This is a genomic window from Pseudoruegeria aquimaris (assembly GCF_900172235.1).
Classification (GTDB): domain Bacteria; phylum Pseudomonadota; class Alphaproteobacteria; order Rhodobacterales; family Rhodobacteraceae; genus Pseudoruegeria; species Pseudoruegeria aquimaris.
The window spans coordinates 1-14611 of record NZ_FWFQ01000043.1 but is presented as its reverse complement, the minus strand read 5'-3'; the positions used below and the strand labels follow the sequence as shown (position 1 = coordinate 14611).

16 protein-coding genes and 1 tRNA gene are annotated in these 14611 nt (G+C 64.1%); 10 read left to right on the top strand and 7 right to left on the bottom strand.

Translation table 11 applies throughout. The features are described from left to right. Positions 1 to 192: transposase (locus PSA7680_RS17870; protein ID WP_217808310.1), on the top strand; the 192-nt coding region annotated here is incomplete at its 5' end. On the opposite strand, the gene PSA7680_RS17865 is transcribed toward PSA7680_RS17870, so the two are convergent. Genes PSA7680_RS17865 through PSA7680_RS17855 form a run of 3 tightly spaced genes read right to left on the bottom strand, consistent with a single transcriptional unit; the run spans position 189 to position 2488 of the window. After that, a complete protein-coding gene (locus tag PSA7680_RS17865) occupies positions 189 to 1310 on the bottom strand; it encodes a CaiB/BaiF CoA transferase family protein (RefSeq protein ID WP_085870033.1) in 1122 nt (373 codons plus the stop codon). The genes PSA7680_RS17870 and PSA7680_RS17865 overlap by 4 nt on opposite strands. Next, entirely contained in the window at positions 1307 to 1975 is a 669-nt protein-coding gene (locus tag PSA7680_RS17860; protein WP_085870035.1) for a DsbA family protein, read from the bottom strand. Before PSA7680_RS17860 ends, PSA7680_RS17865 begins: the two co-directional genes overlap by 4 nt. Positions 1976 to 1987: 12 nt before the next feature. Beyond that, positions 1988 to 2488, bottom strand: a complete 501-nt coding sequence (locus PSA7680_RS17855) for a DUF721 domain-containing protein (RefSeq protein ID WP_085870032.1) — start codon at positions 2486 to 2488, stop codon at positions 1988 to 1990. A 117-nt stretch (positions 2489 to 2605) separates the two neighbouring features. Between PSA7680_RS17855 and mutY the strand changes: the two genes are divergently transcribed. Together mutY and PSA7680_RS17845 are read left to right on the top strand one after the other, a co-directional pair. Next, on the top strand, positions 2606 to 3676 hold the full coding sequence (gene mutY, locus PSA7680_RS17850) for an A/G-specific adenine glycosylase (protein ID WP_085870031.1): 1071 nt from the start codon (positions 2606 to 2608) through the stop codon (positions 3674 to 3676). An 18-nt stretch (positions 3677 to 3694) separates the two neighbouring features. Next, a complete protein-coding gene (locus PSA7680_RS17845; protein ID WP_085870030.1) occupies positions 3695 to 4828 on the top strand; it encodes an alkane 1-monooxygenase in 1134 nt (377 codons plus the stop codon). A 151-nt stretch (positions 4829 to 4979) separates the two neighbouring features. On the opposite strand, the gene PSA7680_RS17840 is transcribed toward PSA7680_RS17845, so the two are convergent. The 3 genes from PSA7680_RS17840 to PSA7680_RS17830 all read right to left on the bottom strand — a co-directional run bounded on the left by PSA7680_RS17840 (position 4980) and on the right by PSA7680_RS17830 (position 7434). Next, positions 4980 to 6089, bottom strand: a complete 1110-nt coding sequence (locus PSA7680_RS17840; protein ID WP_085870029.1) for a site-specific DNA-methyltransferase — start codon at positions 6087 to 6089, stop codon at positions 4980 to 4982. Between the two features lie 138 nt (positions 6090 to 6227). After that, the gene (rnhB, locus tag PSA7680_RS17835; protein WP_085870028.1) at positions 6228 to 6851 is read right to left on the bottom strand and encodes a ribonuclease HII; all 624 of its coding nucleotides are present in this window, start codon (positions 6849 to 6851) and stop codon (positions 6228 to 6230) included. Between the two features lie 109 nt (positions 6852 to 6960). Next, entirely contained in the window at positions 6961 to 7434 is a 474-nt protein-coding gene (locus PSA7680_RS17830; protein WP_085870027.1) for a hypothetical protein, read from the bottom strand. A 150-nt stretch (positions 7435 to 7584) separates the two neighbouring features. On the opposite strand from PSA7680_RS17830, the gene PSA7680_RS17825 reads away from it, so the two are divergent. The 3 genes from PSA7680_RS17825 to PSA7680_RS17815 all read left to right on the top strand — a co-directional run bounded on the left by PSA7680_RS17825 (position 7585) and on the right by PSA7680_RS17815 (position 9796). Next, on the top strand, positions 7585 to 7866 hold the full coding sequence (locus PSA7680_RS17825; protein WP_085870026.1) for a hypothetical protein: 282 nt from the start codon (positions 7585 to 7587) through the stop codon (positions 7864 to 7866). Further along, entirely contained in the window at positions 7838 to 8542 is a 705-nt protein-coding gene (locus PSA7680_RS17820) for a winged helix-turn-helix domain-containing protein (protein WP_085870025.1), read from the top strand. Before PSA7680_RS17825 ends, PSA7680_RS17820 begins: the two co-directional genes overlap by 29 nt. Before the next feature lie 219 nt (positions 8543 to 8761). After that, positions 8762 to 9796, top strand: coding sequence for a LacI family DNA-binding transcriptional regulator (locus PSA7680_RS17815; protein ID WP_085870024.1), 1035 nt, complete (start codon positions 8762 to 8764; stop codon positions 9794 to 9796). Between the two features lie 16 nt (positions 9797 to 9812). Here PSA7680_RS17815 and PSA7680_RS17810 read toward each other — a convergent pair whose 3' ends face one another. Next, entirely contained in the window at positions 9813 to 10481 is a 669-nt protein-coding gene (locus PSA7680_RS17810; RefSeq protein WP_085870023.1) for a DNA-3-methyladenine glycosylase I, read from the bottom strand. Positions 10482 to 10625: 144 nt separating this feature from the next. On the opposite strand from PSA7680_RS17810, the gene PSA7680_RS17805 reads away from it, so the two are divergent. From PSA7680_RS17805 to PSA7680_RS19105, 4 genes are all read left to right on the top strand, one after another. Further along, positions 10626 to 10702, top strand: a tRNA-Arg gene (locus PSA7680_RS17805). A gap of 256 nt (positions 10703 to 10958) precedes the next feature. Continuing rightward, positions 10959 to 13052: a TonB-dependent siderophore receptor gene (locus PSA7680_RS17800; RefSeq protein WP_176244181.1), complete on the top strand. Its 2094-nt coding sequence runs from the start codon at positions 10959 to 10961 to the stop codon at positions 13050 to 13052. A 53-nt stretch (positions 13053 to 13105) separates the two neighbouring features. Then, entirely contained in the window at positions 13106 to 14098 is a 993-nt protein-coding gene (locus PSA7680_RS17795; RefSeq protein WP_085870022.1) for an iron-siderophore ABC transporter substrate-binding protein, read from the top strand. Continuing rightward, positions 14088 to 14528 (top strand): iron chelate uptake ABC transporter family permease subunit, encoded by a 441-nt coding sequence (locus PSA7680_RS19105; RefSeq protein WP_275936549.1) that lies wholly within the window; start codon positions 14088 to 14090, stop codon positions 14526 to 14528. The genes PSA7680_RS17795 and PSA7680_RS19105 overlap by 11 nt, the downstream gene beginning before the upstream one ends. The last annotated feature ends 83 nt before the right edge of the window (positions 14529 to 14611 follow it).

Here is a 14611-nt window from a genome sequence, read left to right as displayed (position 1 = left end):
AACGTCCGCGTGGTCAGGACCGTCGACCGAGACCTCTACCGCGAACGCAACAAGGTCGAACGGTTCTTCAATCGTCTCAAACACTTCCGCGGCATCGCAACGCGATACTTCAAAACCGCAGCAAACTTCCTCGCCGCACTTCACCTCGCTTGCTCAAGGCTCTGGATCAGACATTATGAGTCCACGACCTAGAGGGGATCATCCTCACCGAGCTTCGGTGCCGGGCGTCGCAATGAAAGCTCCGCGTCGGAAAACCGGATCGGAGTGCGCACCGAAGGCACGCCCTCCAGATCGACCCGCATCTCGCGATGCTGCACCTGGGGATCGGCAAAGACCTCCGCCAGGTCGTTGATCGGCCCCGCGGGCACGCCCTGATCTTCGCAGGCCGCCAGAAGCTCCGCCTTCGTCCACCCCACTATCCGGGCCTGAAGCGCGGCGGTCAGGGCGCCGCGATTGGCGACTCGGGCCGGATTCGTGACGAATCTTTCATCGCTCGCAAGCTCCGCGCAGCCCAGAAGCGCAGTGAAGCGCCGGAACTGCCCGTCGTTGCCGACGGCGATGATGATGAATCCGTCAGAACAGTCGAACACCTGGTAGGGCGCGAGATTCGGGTGGGCATTGCCCATGCGCGCGGGCGCCTTGCCCGTGGCGAGGTAGTTCATCGCCTGGTTGGCGGTGATCGCCGTCGCGACATCCAGAAGCGCCATGTCGATCTGCTGGCCCCTCCCCGTCTGGCTGCGCTGGTGCAGCGCGGCGAGGATGCCCGTCACGGCGTAGATGCCGGTGAACACGTCGGTCACCGCCACGCCGACCTTCTGGGGCTGCCCCGCGGGCTCCCCGGTGATGGACATCAGCCCGCTCATGCCCTGGATGATGTAGTCGTAGCCCGCGCGATGCGCGTAGGGGCCATCCTGCCCGAAACCCGTGATCGAACAGTAGATCAGCCCCGGGTTCACCGCCTTCAAGCTCTCGTAGTCGAGCCCGTATTTCGCCAGCCCGCCGACCTTGAAATTCTCGATCAGGATATCGGCGCCCGCCACCAACTCCCGGACCCGCGCCTGCCCCTCGGGCGTGCGGAAATCCACCACGATCGAGGCCTTGCCCCGGTTGCATCCGTGGAAATAGGCCGCGGAGGTATCGCCTTCGCGCTCGATGAACGGGGGGCCCCACTGCCGGGTGTCATCCCCGTCGGGGCTTTCGACCTTGATGACCTCGGCGCCCAGATCGGCCAGCGTCTGGCCGGCCCATGGGCCAGCCAGGATGCGTGCCAGTTCGACGACCTTCAGCCCCGCGAGAGGCGCGGCGCTCATTCGCCGAGTTTCTCGTCCAGAAGGGCGGAGAAATCGGCGTAGTTCATGTTGGAAACCTTCTTGCCGTCGATGATGAAGGACGGCGTGGAGTTGATGTCATCGGCCTTCGCGTTTTCCTCGAACCACCCAACCAGCGCCTGCGCCATGTCGGCATCCTGCATGCAGGCATCGAGCTGACCCTCGGGGATGCCCGCCGTCAGGCCGATCTTGCGCAGGTTCTGTGCGATCGTCGCCGGATCACCGGAAGACGTCCATTCCTTCTGGCCCGCGTAGATCAGGTCGGTGATCCCGAAGAAGCGCATCTCGCCGCCACAACGCGCAACCATCGACGCCCACAGGCCGAAGCGGTCGAAATAGACTTCACGGTAGATGAATTTCACCTTCCCGGTGTCGATGTAGTTCTTCTTCAGTTGCGGATAGACGGCCTTGTGGAAATTGGCGCAGTGCGGGCAGGTGTAGGAGGCATATTCGATCACCGTGATCGGCGCGTCCTCTTCCCCGAGCACCATCTCGACGATCTCAGGCGCCTGCGTTTCCTGCGCGTTGGCCGCGGCGAAGGGGGCGCTGAAGCCCGCTGCGGTTTGCTGCGTGTTGGACGTGACCCAGGCCGCACCTGCGGTCAGAAGGGCCACGGCGGCGGCGGCCAGTGCGAGCTTGCGTTGCATTTTCATGCCTCTTCAGTTTCTCGTGTTTCGGGTGATGATGTTGGCCCCCAGCCGCTCCAGCGCGGCCCGCAGGCCTTCATCGCCCACCTCCCGCGTCGTCTCCTGCGCCACGGCGCAGGCCTGCGGGGTGGGTTTTCTCGGGGTCGCCCTGGGCGCCGGCTTGAAGGCGACCTGCCCTTCGGCGAAGCCGGTGGGCGCCGTCTGGGTGATGTGGATGCGCGAGATCGCTGCATAGCCGTAGCAGGCATTCACCTTCTCGATGATGCGGGGAAGCTGGGCCTGCAGCATCGGCGCCTGCGCGCCGGTGGTCAGGACGGTGAGGGTGGCGCCGAAGCCGCCGCGCCCGTATCCCACCTTCACGGGCCGGGCCATGGCGGCGATGTCCTCGCCGACGATCTCTTCCCAATGGGTCAGCAGCCTTGCAACCGCGAAACCGCGGGCCTCGGTGGCCTTCCGGATATGCGGCTGCAACAGGCCCGAGGTGCGCTCGAAGCCGCGCATGCGTCGAGCCATCGGCTTGCTTTCCGGTGTGCCTGCCTGTTTTGCCATCTGTCTTTTCGACTCCTCGACGTTATCTTAACGCGGGCCTGAGCGGGCACCAGCGAAATAGAAATGAGAGGGCAATAAACATTGTGTGAAACCGCAGAGGCCGCAAGCCTCCTGGCCTGGTATGACGCCCACGCCCGCGTGCTTCCCTGGCGGGTCTCGCCCTCGGACCGCAAGGCCGGCGTGGCGCCGGATCCCTACCGGGTGTGGCTGTCGGAGATCATGCTGCAACAGACGACCGTGGCCGCAGTCAGAGACTATTTCACCCGGTTCACCGCCCTCTGGCCCACGGTCGAGGCCTTGGCGGCTGCACCGGACGAGCAGGTCATGGCCGAATGGGCGGGGCTGGGCTATTACGCCCGCGCCCGCAACCTGCTGAAATGCGCCCGCGTCGTCACCGAGGAATACGGCGGCCGCTTCCCGGCCGACCACGCGGCGCTGCTCTCCCTGCCCGGCATCGGCCCCTACACCGCCGGCGCCATCGCGGCCATCGCCTTCGATCTGCCCGAGGTGGTGGTGGACGGAAACGTGGAGCGGGTCATGAGCCGCATCTTCCGCGTGGAGACGCCGCTGCCGGCCGCGAAGCCGGAACTCACGGCGCTGGCGCGCTCCCTGACGCCCGCCCAGCGCCCCGGCGACTACGCACAGGCCGTGATGGACCTCGGCGCAACGATCTGCACGCCCCGCAATCCGGCCTGCGGCATCTGCCCCTGGCGCGAAGCCTGCCGAGCAAGAAAAGACACTGTTCAAGCTGAATTGCCCCGAAAATCGCCGCGCAAGGCGAAGCCTACCCGCCACGGCATGATCTTCATCGGTCGCCGGTCGGACGGGGCGGTGCTGGTGGAGCGGCGGCCGGACAAGGGGCTTCTGGGCGGCACGCTGGGCTGGCCCGGAAGCGATTGGCAGGAAGGCGCCGCGCCCAAGGCGCTCCCCCCTGCTGCGGGCGACTGGCGGGAACTGCCCGGAGAGGTGCGCCACACTTTCACGCATTTCCACCTCGTCCTGCGCGTCCTCGTGGCGGATCTGCCCCAAGGCACGGTGCCCGAGCGTGGATATTTCCTTGAAAAATCCGCGTTTTCGCCCTCCGATATGCCAACCGCCATGCGAAAAGCCCATGATCTTGCCGTGCGGCCGGCGCCCACGGCCTCGGGCTGAACACAGGAGCGTATATCCATGCTGACTGCAGAACAGATCCGGCGTTGGCACAATACCCTGCCGTTCTGGGTCTCGCTGACCGTGGTGCCCCTTGCCATCCTCGGCGCGGTGCAGGGCGGGCTCTGGGTGGTGCTCCTGCCGGTCTATGGCTGGATCGGTTTCTCGCTTCTGGACGCGCTGACCGGCCTGAACGAAGAAAACGCCGATCTCGAAACGCCCGAGGAAGATCTCTTCTGGTATCGCTTCATCACGATCATCTGGTTTCCCATCCAGTTCTGCGTGATCTACGGGATGATCTGGTGGGTGACACACAGCGATCACCTGTCCACGCTGGAAACGCTGGTGCTGTTCTTCGGCGTCGGGGTGATCTCCGGCACCATCGGCATCAACTACTCCCACGAGCTGATGCACCAGAAACCGGCGCTGGAGCGGTGGATGGCGGATCTGCTGCTGGGCACCGTGCTCTACAGCCATTTCCGCTCGGAGCACCTGCTGGTGCATCACCGCTACGTCGGCACCCCGCGCGATCCCGTTACCGCGCGCTACAACGAAGGCTTCCATCGCTTCTTTCCGCGCGTGCTGCGCCAATGCCCGCAGTCGGCCTGGAAGGCCGAGGCCGCGATGCTGGCGCGCAAGGGCCTGCCGCCCTTCCATCCGAGCAATCCGTTCCTGCGCTATGCGCTGCTTCAGGCCGGCTTCCTGCTGCTGGCCTTCCTCGTCGGCGGCTGGGCGGGGCTCGGGCTGTTCTGCCTTCAGGCCTTCGTCGCGATCTGGCAGTTGGAACTGGTGAACTACGTCGAACACTACGGGCTGACCCGCAAACACCTGGGCGACGGCAAATACGAGCACGTTCGCCCGCACCACAGCTGGAACGCCGCCCAGAAGGCCTCCAACTGGCTGCTCATCAACCTGCAACGCCATTCCGATCATCACTACAAGCCGAACCGGCGGTTCCCGCTGCTGCAGACCTACAGCGCCGAGGAAGCCCCGCAACTGCCCTTCGGCTATCCGGTGATGACGGCGCTCGCCATGATACCCCCGGCGTGGCGGCGCTACATGAACCCGAAAGTCCGGGCCTGGCGGCGGCAGTATTACCCCGAGATCGAGGACTGGTCCGCCTACAAGGCCGGCACCAACCCGCTGCCGAGGTAGAAGCGCCGCCGGCCACGCCCCGCCGCGCCCGCCCGTGCGGCCGCTCGGCCTGCCGCCGAAACCAAAAAGCCCCGCCGTGAGACACGGCGGGGAAGTAGGCGCCCTGCGTCAGGCCACAGGCACCGGCGGTAACTTGATTGTTGTGTGTGGATCAGTTGGCCCTATCGCCCATCTCCGCGCGGATCTGCTGGCGCAGATTGTCGATCGGAACGGTCTTGCCATCCTGCTTGTAGCACCAATACGTCCAGCCGTTGCAGCTGGGCGCCCCTTCGAGCGCGGCGCCGACCTGGTGGATCGAGCCACTGGTCTTGTTGGCCGCGAGAGTGCCATCGGCACGCACCTTGGCGCTGTAGCGGCCGTTCATGCTCTGCAGTTCGTCGCCGGGTGCAAGCAGGCCACGCTCCACCAGCGTGCCGAAGGGCACACGGGGCTGGGCGCGCTTGGAGGTGGAGACCTGAAGGCTTTCCGCATCGTAGCGGCGCACCTTGGCGATCCGCTTCTCGGCGATCTTGCGATAGGCCTCTTCCCGCTCGATGCCGATGAAATCACGGCCGAGCTTCTTGGCCACGGCGCCGGTGGTGCCGGTTCCGAAGAACGGATCGAGCACCACGTCGCCCGGGTTCGTCGCGCCCACAAGCACGCGGTGCAGCAGGCTCTCGGGTTTCTGCGTCGGATGGGCCTTATCGCCGTTGGCATCCTTCAGCCGCTCGTGGCCGTTGCAGATCGGGAGCACCCAGTCGCTGCGCATCTGCACGCCCTCGTTCAGCGCCTTGAGCGCCTCGTAGTTGAAGGTCGCCTTGCTCTTTTCGTCCTTCGCGGCCCAGATCATCGTCTCATGGGCGTTGGTCAGACGCTTGCCGCGGAAGTTCGGCATCGGGTTGGACTTGCGCCAGACGACGTCGTTCAGGATCCAGAAGCCGGCGTCCTGCAGCGACGCGCCAACGCGGAAGATGTTGTGGTAGGAGCCGATCACCCAGATCGCGCCGTTTGGCTTGAGAACGCGGCGCGCGGCCGCCAGCCAGGCACGGGTGAAGGCATCGTAAGCCGCAAAGGAATCGAACTGGTCCCAGTGGTCGTCCACCGCATCGACCTTCGAGTTGTCGGGTCGGTGCAGCTCGCCCTTGAGCTGGAGATTGTAGGGGGGGTCAGCGAAAATCAGATCGACGGACTCTTCCGGCAGACTGTTCATCACCTCGATGCAATCCCCGGACAATATCTGATTTAAAGGGAGCTCGAGAGCCCCTTTTGCACGTGTTTTCATCTTTTACTGCCTCGATAGATGGCGCTCTTTTTTTACTGCCTCGATAGATGGCGCTCTTTTGGCGCCTAGTTATTGTGGATAAAGATGAGACACTGGGGATTCTTCGTCAAATTCTTTTTTAAAACAGCAACTTACGATTTAGCCTTGATACAAGATATTGTGGATGGGTTTGAACGAACGCCTATGATGTGGGGTCAAGCCAAGTTTTTCCAAAGCCGCCAGATGTTGCTTGGTTCCGTACCCCGCGTTGCGCTCCCAGCCGTAGCCCGGATGCTGTTGCGCCAAATCCACCATGATGCGATCGCGCACCGTTTTGGCCACGACGGAGGCCGCCGCGATCGACAGCGCGCGCGCGTCGCCCTTCACGACGGCTTCAGCCGAGGCCTCCAGCCCGTCGGGAATGCGGTTGCCGTCGATCAGAAGGTGGTCCGCCCGCACCGAAAGCCCCTCTACCGCGCGGCGCATGGCCAGCATGGAGGCGTGCAGGATGTTGAGCCTGTCGATCTCTTCCACGCTTGCGTGGGCCACCGACACCACGGCGGTTGCGAGGATCTCCTCGTAGAGCGCCAACCGCCGGCGTTCCGACAGCTTCTTCGAATCGTTCAGGCCGGCCGGAAGCGCCGCGGGATCGAGGATCACGGCCGCGGCCGTCACCGGGCCGCAGAGCGGGCCACGGCCCACCTCGTCCACGCCGGCAACGGCGCGATGACCGCGCGCGATGGCGGCCTCCTCAAAGGAAAAGTCGGGCAGCATCTTTGTCATGCCCCCTGTTAAGCCCGCCCGCACCGGGATCCGCAATCGAAAAAGGGGAAGGGCGATGCCCCTCCCCTCGCGCTCTCTGCCGGAGCGCCGGGCTGCTCGATCAGCCGACTCAGTTGCGGGCGGCCTGGTGCCAGAAACCGTGGCGGCGCAGGCAGCTCGGCTCATAGACGTTGCGCTTGCCGTCCTTGAAGGTGTGGACCTTGTTCAGGCATTTGCGCGGAAGCTGGGCTTCGTAGCGGTAGTTCTGGCGCAGACACCAGCGGGAGTAGCCACGGTAGGTGCCGTCTTTCCCGCGGAAGGTCTGAAGGCAGCGGCCCGGCAGTTTCGCGGCGCCCTTGCCCGGCTTCCACCGCGGCTGATCGCGGTAGGGCGTGTAGGGGTGCGCCGACGGGCCCGGGCGCTCGACCTTGCGCCGCGGCGCTTCGTTGGCTTCGGAAATGGCGCTGCCGATCACGAACAGGGCCGTGGCGCCGAGAAGGATCTTGGCGATGTCATCGGAATCCGCCGCCCTGGCCTGGGTGGCGTTGAAAGAGGTAACGATCAGCGTTGCAATGGCGATCAGGGTGATGAAGATCTTGTTCATGGTCGGTTTCCTGCTGTTTGGGCTTGGGCCGTGCGGCCTGTGGGCCCAAACTGCGGCAGACTCGGAAAGACAAACAATATCAGCAGGTTGTTAGGGGATAACATCGGAATGTCATTGCATAACAAGCGGCGATTGCGCCATCTGGGAGGCATGAAACACATGCTCACCCTCTCCCTCGCGCTGCTGCTGGCCACGCCGGCCGGCGCCGCCTGCTATGCCGACTACAAGGCCAAGCAGGATTCGCCCCTGCGCCTGCACTATGGTGTGGCCAAGATCCCCGAGAAGGCCTGCTCCAAGGATCAGGCCGCGGACGTGTTGCGCAAACGGCTTTCCAAGAACGGCTGGAGCCTGCTCAATGTGATCTCCGTGTTCGACGACTCGGGACTCGAGGCCAAACGGGAGAATGCCGGTGACTTCTACCTCCGCTACTGACCTGCGCCGCTCCGCCACGAAGGTGCTCACCCTCGGCGTGGGCGCCGTCGTGATTCTGCTGGCCGCCGCCGCGGTCTTCCTGGTGCTGACCCTGCCCAGCGCCAATGCATTCAACGAGCGGGTCGAGCGCATTTTCGTCGAGAACGACGATCTGACCTCGGGGGCCGAAATCAAGCTGCTGGAAATCCTCGCGCAATCCGGCACCGCCTTTTCGGACACCCTGAGTTCCTACCGTATGGTGATTTTCGTGCTGCTGGTCTTCGCGGCGACGATGCTGGTGGCCACCGTGATCTTTCTCTTCGCGCTGCTCGTCCTGAACCGGCGCATGGGCGAAATCGAGCGCTCCGGCATTCAGGTGAACTCCCTGCTCATCAGCCGGGAGGAGAATACCGTCTACCTGAACAACATGGAGTTCAAGCTCACCGCCGCCGCCATCGAGACGCTCGGAATCCTCGCCGAAGCCCGGCTCGACGAGGACGTGCTGAGCGGGGCGCAGATCGAAGCCATGATCTCAGGGAAAGCTGAATCGGATTGCGACGAGGCCGCCGGGGCGACCCGCATCAAGCGCCTGCGCGATGCGCTGGGCAACCAGATCGTGAGCGAGCTTCTGGTGAAGACGATCGCCAAGCGTGGCTACCTGCTGGCGATCGACAAGGACGTGATCCGCATGATTTGAGCCGCCTCGAAAGCGCGCGCAACCTGGTTTCGGAAAAGTAAGGGGGAGCGTTTTTGGCCCACCGCTCCCCCTTGAGATCCGTCAGCGTCGAGAGAAAGAGAGCTTGCAGGACGCGCCGGATTATCTGTTAGCGTTAACATACCATGCGACAAGCGCTTGGACAAGGTCTTATTTGGCGCTAACAATGAGGGGCGCGCGTTGCGAGGGAGCACGAACAACTTGAAGAACGGTGATACGCCCGAGACCACCCGATCCCTGACCCTGCGGGACGTTTCCGAAGCCTCCGGCGTGAGCGAGATGACCGTCTCCCGCGTGCTGCGGAACCGCGGGGACGTTTCCAAGGAGACCCGCAAGAAAGTCCTCGATGCCGCCAAGCGGCTGGGCTACGTGCCCAACAAGATCGCCGGGGCGCTGGCCTCCAAGCGGGTGAATCTTGTCGCGGTGGTGATTCCCTCCATGTCCAACATGGTGTTTCCCGAGGTGATGTCCTCGATCAGCGCCGAGTTGGAGGACACCGAGTTGCAGCCCGTGGTCGGGCTGACGAACTACGTGCCCGAGCAGGAAGAGAAAGTGCTCTACGAGATGCTTTCCTGGCGTCCCTCCGGGGTGATCGTGGCCGGGCTGGAGCACACCGAGGCCTCGCGCGCGATGCTGCGCAACGCCGGCATCCCGGTGGTGGAAATCATGGACGTGGATGGTGAGCCCATCGACACCGCCGTGGGCATTTCCCACCGCCGCGCCGGGCGCATGATGGCCCAGGCCATCCTGAAGGCCGGTTATGAGCACATCGGATTCCTCGGCACCAAGATGCCGCTGGACCACCGCGCCCGCAAACGCTTCGAAGGGTTTACCGAGGCCCTCGCCAAGGCCGGCTGCGAGATCGAGGATCAGGAGTTCTACTCCGGCGGCTCCGCGCTGAAGAAAGGCCGCGAGATGACGCAGGCCATGCTCGAACGCTCACCGGATCTCGATTTCCTTTATTTTTCCAACGACATGATCGGCGCAGGCGGGCTTCTCTACCTGCGCGAGCAGGGAATCGATATTCCCGGTCAGATCGGCCTTGCCGGGTTCAACGGCGTCGAACTGCTGGACGGTCTGCCCCAGCAGCTCGCCACCATGGACGCCTGCCGGACGGAGATCGGCGCCATCGCCGCAAGGATCATCGCCGACCGCACCTCCGGGCAGGAAAGCGAATACGGCAAACGCGTCGAACTCACGCCGAAAATCCAATACGGCGAAACCCTCAAACGCTGAAGGCGCGGCCCGCGCCCTAGCCGCAGCTCATCGCCAGAACCCGGCTGATTTCCGTCAGCGAACGGCCGCTTTCCGCCCGCCACGTGTTGAAGGCCGCCTGCACAGCGGCCATGGCCTTCTTCGAGGCCGGCGGCTTGTCGATCACGCCCTCGGCGATCAGCCGGGCCACCACGTCACGGGACAGGATGAAACTGTCCTTCCCCATCATCCGCAGCATGTATTGGCCCGATGTGCCGCCCAGCCGCGACCCCTCCTTCTTGATCAGGGCCAGAAGCCCGATGTAATCCTCCGACGGCCATTCGGCGAAACAGCGCGCTGCGGAACCATGCGCGCGCGCGAGATCCACGAGGAAAGCGGCGTTCTCCTGCACAGAGCGGATCTTGGTGCCGTTGCGCACGATCGCGGTGTTGGTGAGCAGGCTGTCGAACCATGCGTCGTCCATCATCGAACAGGCGCCGGGATCGAACCCGCGAAAGGCCTCTTCGAAGCCCGGCCACTTGGTTTCGATGACCTTCCAGTTGAACCCGGCCTGGAAGATGGATTTCGTCATCTGCGCCAGCCACCTGTCATCACCGATCGCGGCCAGTTCCTCCGCCGGCTTGGGCGGCTGCACCTGCGCCATGACGGCCTCGACCCCACCGTGGCGTTCCGCCGAAATGGCGAGGATCTCTTCGAACGATCGCATCGCTGCCTCCCGCGTCTGAATTGCCGCCCCAGCTTACCCCAGCCCGCACCCCCGTCATCCCCGGAAATTCGCATTGCGAAGATGCACGGATGTGCGCACGCCTGGTTTACACCGGGGATCGCTTTGTGACACTACGTGCGCAGCGGCCCCGTGGCTCAACTGGATAGAGCAGCCCCCTCCTAAGGGGCAGGTTGCAGGTTCGAATCCTGCCGGGGTCACCAGCTTCAAAGTTGCTGTCTCTGCCGGAAAGGTCAGCCTCGCGTCGGGGCGAGGGCCGTCGGCCTGCACCACGCCTTCGGCGACCAGCAAGGTACCAACCGAGCTCGTCGTTGCCGCGTGCGACAGGAACGACAACGGGGTCTCGCCGCTCAAATACCTGACTATTTTAGTTGACTACGGTAAAGAGATCCTTTACCCCGCCCCGGTCACCCAGCGCGTCGCCAGGCGAAATCCCAAAAAAGAAAACGGGAACGGGACATGTTCTTTACGCGCGCCGCTGTGTCGGTCTGCGCCCTGGTTGCGGCTATGCCAGCCCTGGCGCAAGAAATCATCGAACTTGAACAGATCACCATCGAGGGTCAAACGTCCGACGGCTTCTTCGGAGAGTCGGTCGCAACGAACTCCGGCACGATCATGAAAACAGGCGATCCCATCGCCGAAACACCGCGTTCGGTCAGTGTGTTTACCGAACAGCAAATCCAACAGCGCGGCGCGCGTACGGTCGAGGATGCACTGAAATACACGGTCGGGGTGACTGCCGGTCAATGGGGTGTCGACGCCCGGTCGGACTGGTCGCTGGTGCGTGGCTTCAGCCCCACCACGCTGCACGATGGCCTGCCCGCACGCTACGGCTACTACAACGATACCACGCCGGAACCGTTCATGTTGAACAGCGTCTCGGTTCTGCGCGGGCCTGCCTCGGGCCTGTATGGCAGCGGCTCTGTGGGCGGGGTGGTCAACACCACGTCAAAGACCGCGGCTCAGGACGCGCCGAACCTGTGGCAGCTTCAGGTCGGATCCTTCGACCGCGTGCAGGGCGCGCTGGATGTCAGCGGCGACCTGAACGAGAGCGGCACGCTGCGCTACCGCTTCGTCGGCGTTGCTCGCGACTCGGAAACCCAGGTTGACCATTCGCAGGACGACGTGCTGGCCTTGGCCCCGTCGATCACCTGGCGCCCGTCCGAGGCCACCGAACTGACGGTCCTTGCCAATTACCAGAAGTCAGACCGTAGCCCGCTGATCCAGTTCGCCTCGATCTACGGCACGCTGCTGCCGGCGACGGGTTTCGGCAATGGCGACTACCTACCCAACAGCCTATTCGTCGGCGAACCGGAATTCGACAAGTTCGAATCCGAACAACGCAGTATCACCGCCATGTTCAAGCACCGGTTCAACCCGGTCTGGAGCATGAACGCCAATTTCCGCTACCTTGAGGGTGAGGCTGAATATCAGCACGCCTGGTGGGCCTTCGACAATTTCGGCACCGGGCGCTACAACCCAGACGGCACGATCAACCGAACCTTCTATCGCGCAGAGAACGAGCTGAAGACCTTGGCGCTCGACACCTATGCCACCGCCGAATACGCGCTGGGAGAGGTGCAAATGCGGAGCATCCTGGGGGCCAGCTATTCGCGCGGAACCTATGATTCCGATTTCGGATACGGAGCCCAGGTTGCACCCATCGATCCGTTCAACCCCGTTTACACCGGTTTCAACCCGATCACCGTGACCGACACGCCCGGCACCTCGGTGGACGAATGGGGCCTCTATGCCCAGAACCGCGCCACGTACGACCGCTGGGTCTTCGATTTCGGCCTGCGCTATGGCGGTATAGAAACGGGCGCCTCCAACGGCAGCTTCGGCGCCACCACGGCAGCCGCCGAGGACAGCAAATGGACGGGCAATGCGGCGGTCATGTATCTGTTCGACAATGGTCTCGCACCGTATCTGAGCTATGCAACCAGCTTCCAGCAGGACGCCATCGGCACCGACGTCAACGGAAACGCTTTCGACCCGACGGAAGGCGAGCAGATCGAACTGGGCGTCAAATACCAGCCCGCCGGCACGGCCACGCTGCTCTCGGCGGCGGTTTTCGATCTGACCAAATCGAACCTGCTGGTGGCCGATCCCGTCAATCCCGGCTTCCAGGTCCAGACCGGCGAAGCGTCCTCTCGCGGCTTCGAGTTCGAAGCCTACCAGAGCTTCGGCGATGTATCGGTTCAGGCCGCGTATACCTATCTCGACACAGAGAATGCAGCCGGCTTCGAGATCGCCCAGGTTCCCGAGCACGCTGCGTCCCTCTGGGTGAACTACGCCCCCAAGAGGCTCAGGGGCTGGCAGTTCGGCGGCGGCGTTCGCTACAACGGAGCTGCCTGGGACGGCGTGGGAATCCAGGAGACGCCAGCCTACACGCTGTTCGATACGGCCATCGCCTATGAACAGGACAACTGGCGGCTGGCGCTCAACGTCTCGAACCTGACCGACGAACGCTATGTGACCACCTGTCAGAGCGGCTCGTGCTACTTCGGCGAAGGGCGCAACGTTGCGCTGACTCTCACCTCCACCTTCTGATCCGGCTGGGTGGCCCCGAGAGTGGGGCCACCCCTCCCCTCCGAGGTTCCCCCTTGCTACGTCCGCTATTCCTTCTTCTGGGCCTGTTGGCCGCCCCTGTCTCCGCGCAGGATTTCCCAGTACGCATCGACCATGCGTTCGGCACGGTCGAGATCCCCGCTGCGCCGGAACGCGTCGTCTCCCTCAGCTTCATCGGCCACGACTTCCTTCTGGCCATGGGGGTGAAACCTGTTGCTCTTCGCAAATGGTATGGCGATTTCCCCCATGGTGTCTGGCCCTGGGCGCAGGAGGCGCTCGGTCAGGCCGCACCGATCGTCATGCAGGGCGAAATCGATATCGAGGCCATTGCCGCGATGAAGCCCGACCTCATCGTCGGCCAGTGGAGTGGCATGACGGCGCATGAATACCGCCTGCTGTCGCAAATCGCACCCACCGTCGCCCATCGCGCGGACTGGGGCCCCTATGGCGCCCCCTGGCAGGGGATGCTGCGCACCCTCGGCGAGGCCACGGGCCGTCTGGAAAGGGCCGAGGCGGAGATCGCGCGGCTCGAGACCCGTTTCGCCCGCATCCGGGCGGCCCATCCCGACTGGCAGGGCGCCACTGCCGCGATGGTCTGGGCCGGCAGCACCGGCGCCTACACCTCGCGCGATGTCCGCGGCCGGTTGCTGGGCGATCTCGGCTTCGTCGTGCCCGAGGCCATCGATGCGCGCGGGAGCCTGAACCAAACCTATGTGCGCATACCGCCCGAGGATCTGTCCGCCATCGACGTGGATGCCCTGATCTGGCTCGACGCGGGCGGCTCGGTCGAGCGCCTCAGGAACCTGCCCCTGAGGAACACGATGCGCGCCTACGCCCAAGGGCGCGAGATCTATGCCGATCTCATGCTTTCCGCCGCCCTGTCGCACTCCAGCCCGCTCAGTCTCGACTACGCGCTGGACCGCCTGGTGCCTCTGCTCGAAGCGGCAATGGACGGCGACCCGACAACCGAGGTCGCCTCGTCGCGAGAGGCGGGCATCCTTCCGATGGAGGTCTCCGATGACCGCTGAAGCTATCTTGAACCATCGCGCCATGGACGACCGGCGAGCGCTTGTTCTATTGGCATCCTGCGCCGTGCTTGTCCTGCTCTGCCTGCTGGCGCTCAGGCTGGGGTATCGTCCCGTGTCCTGGGCGGATCTGGCGCGCGCCCTGACGGCCTATGATCCGACCGACCCCGACCAGATCGTGATCCGCGGGCTCCGCCTGCCGCGCCTTGCCGGCGCCCTTCTCTCGGGGGCCGGGCTGGGGATCGCGGGTGCCCTGATCCAGGGGATGACCCGCAACCCGCTCGCGGATCCGGGCCTTCTGGGCATCAACGCCGGGGCGGCGGCCGGCGTGATCGGCGCAACCTTCCTGCTGGGCATGGGATCGCCCGCGCAATACGTCTGGACAGCGCTAGGTCGTGAACTCATAAACGGGATTCCGTTTTTGGCGGTGTGATGATTCACTTTCGGAAACGGAGGTGAGCATGACGGGCAGACACGATGTGAGCGATGCGGAATGGGCGGTGATCTCGCCGCTGT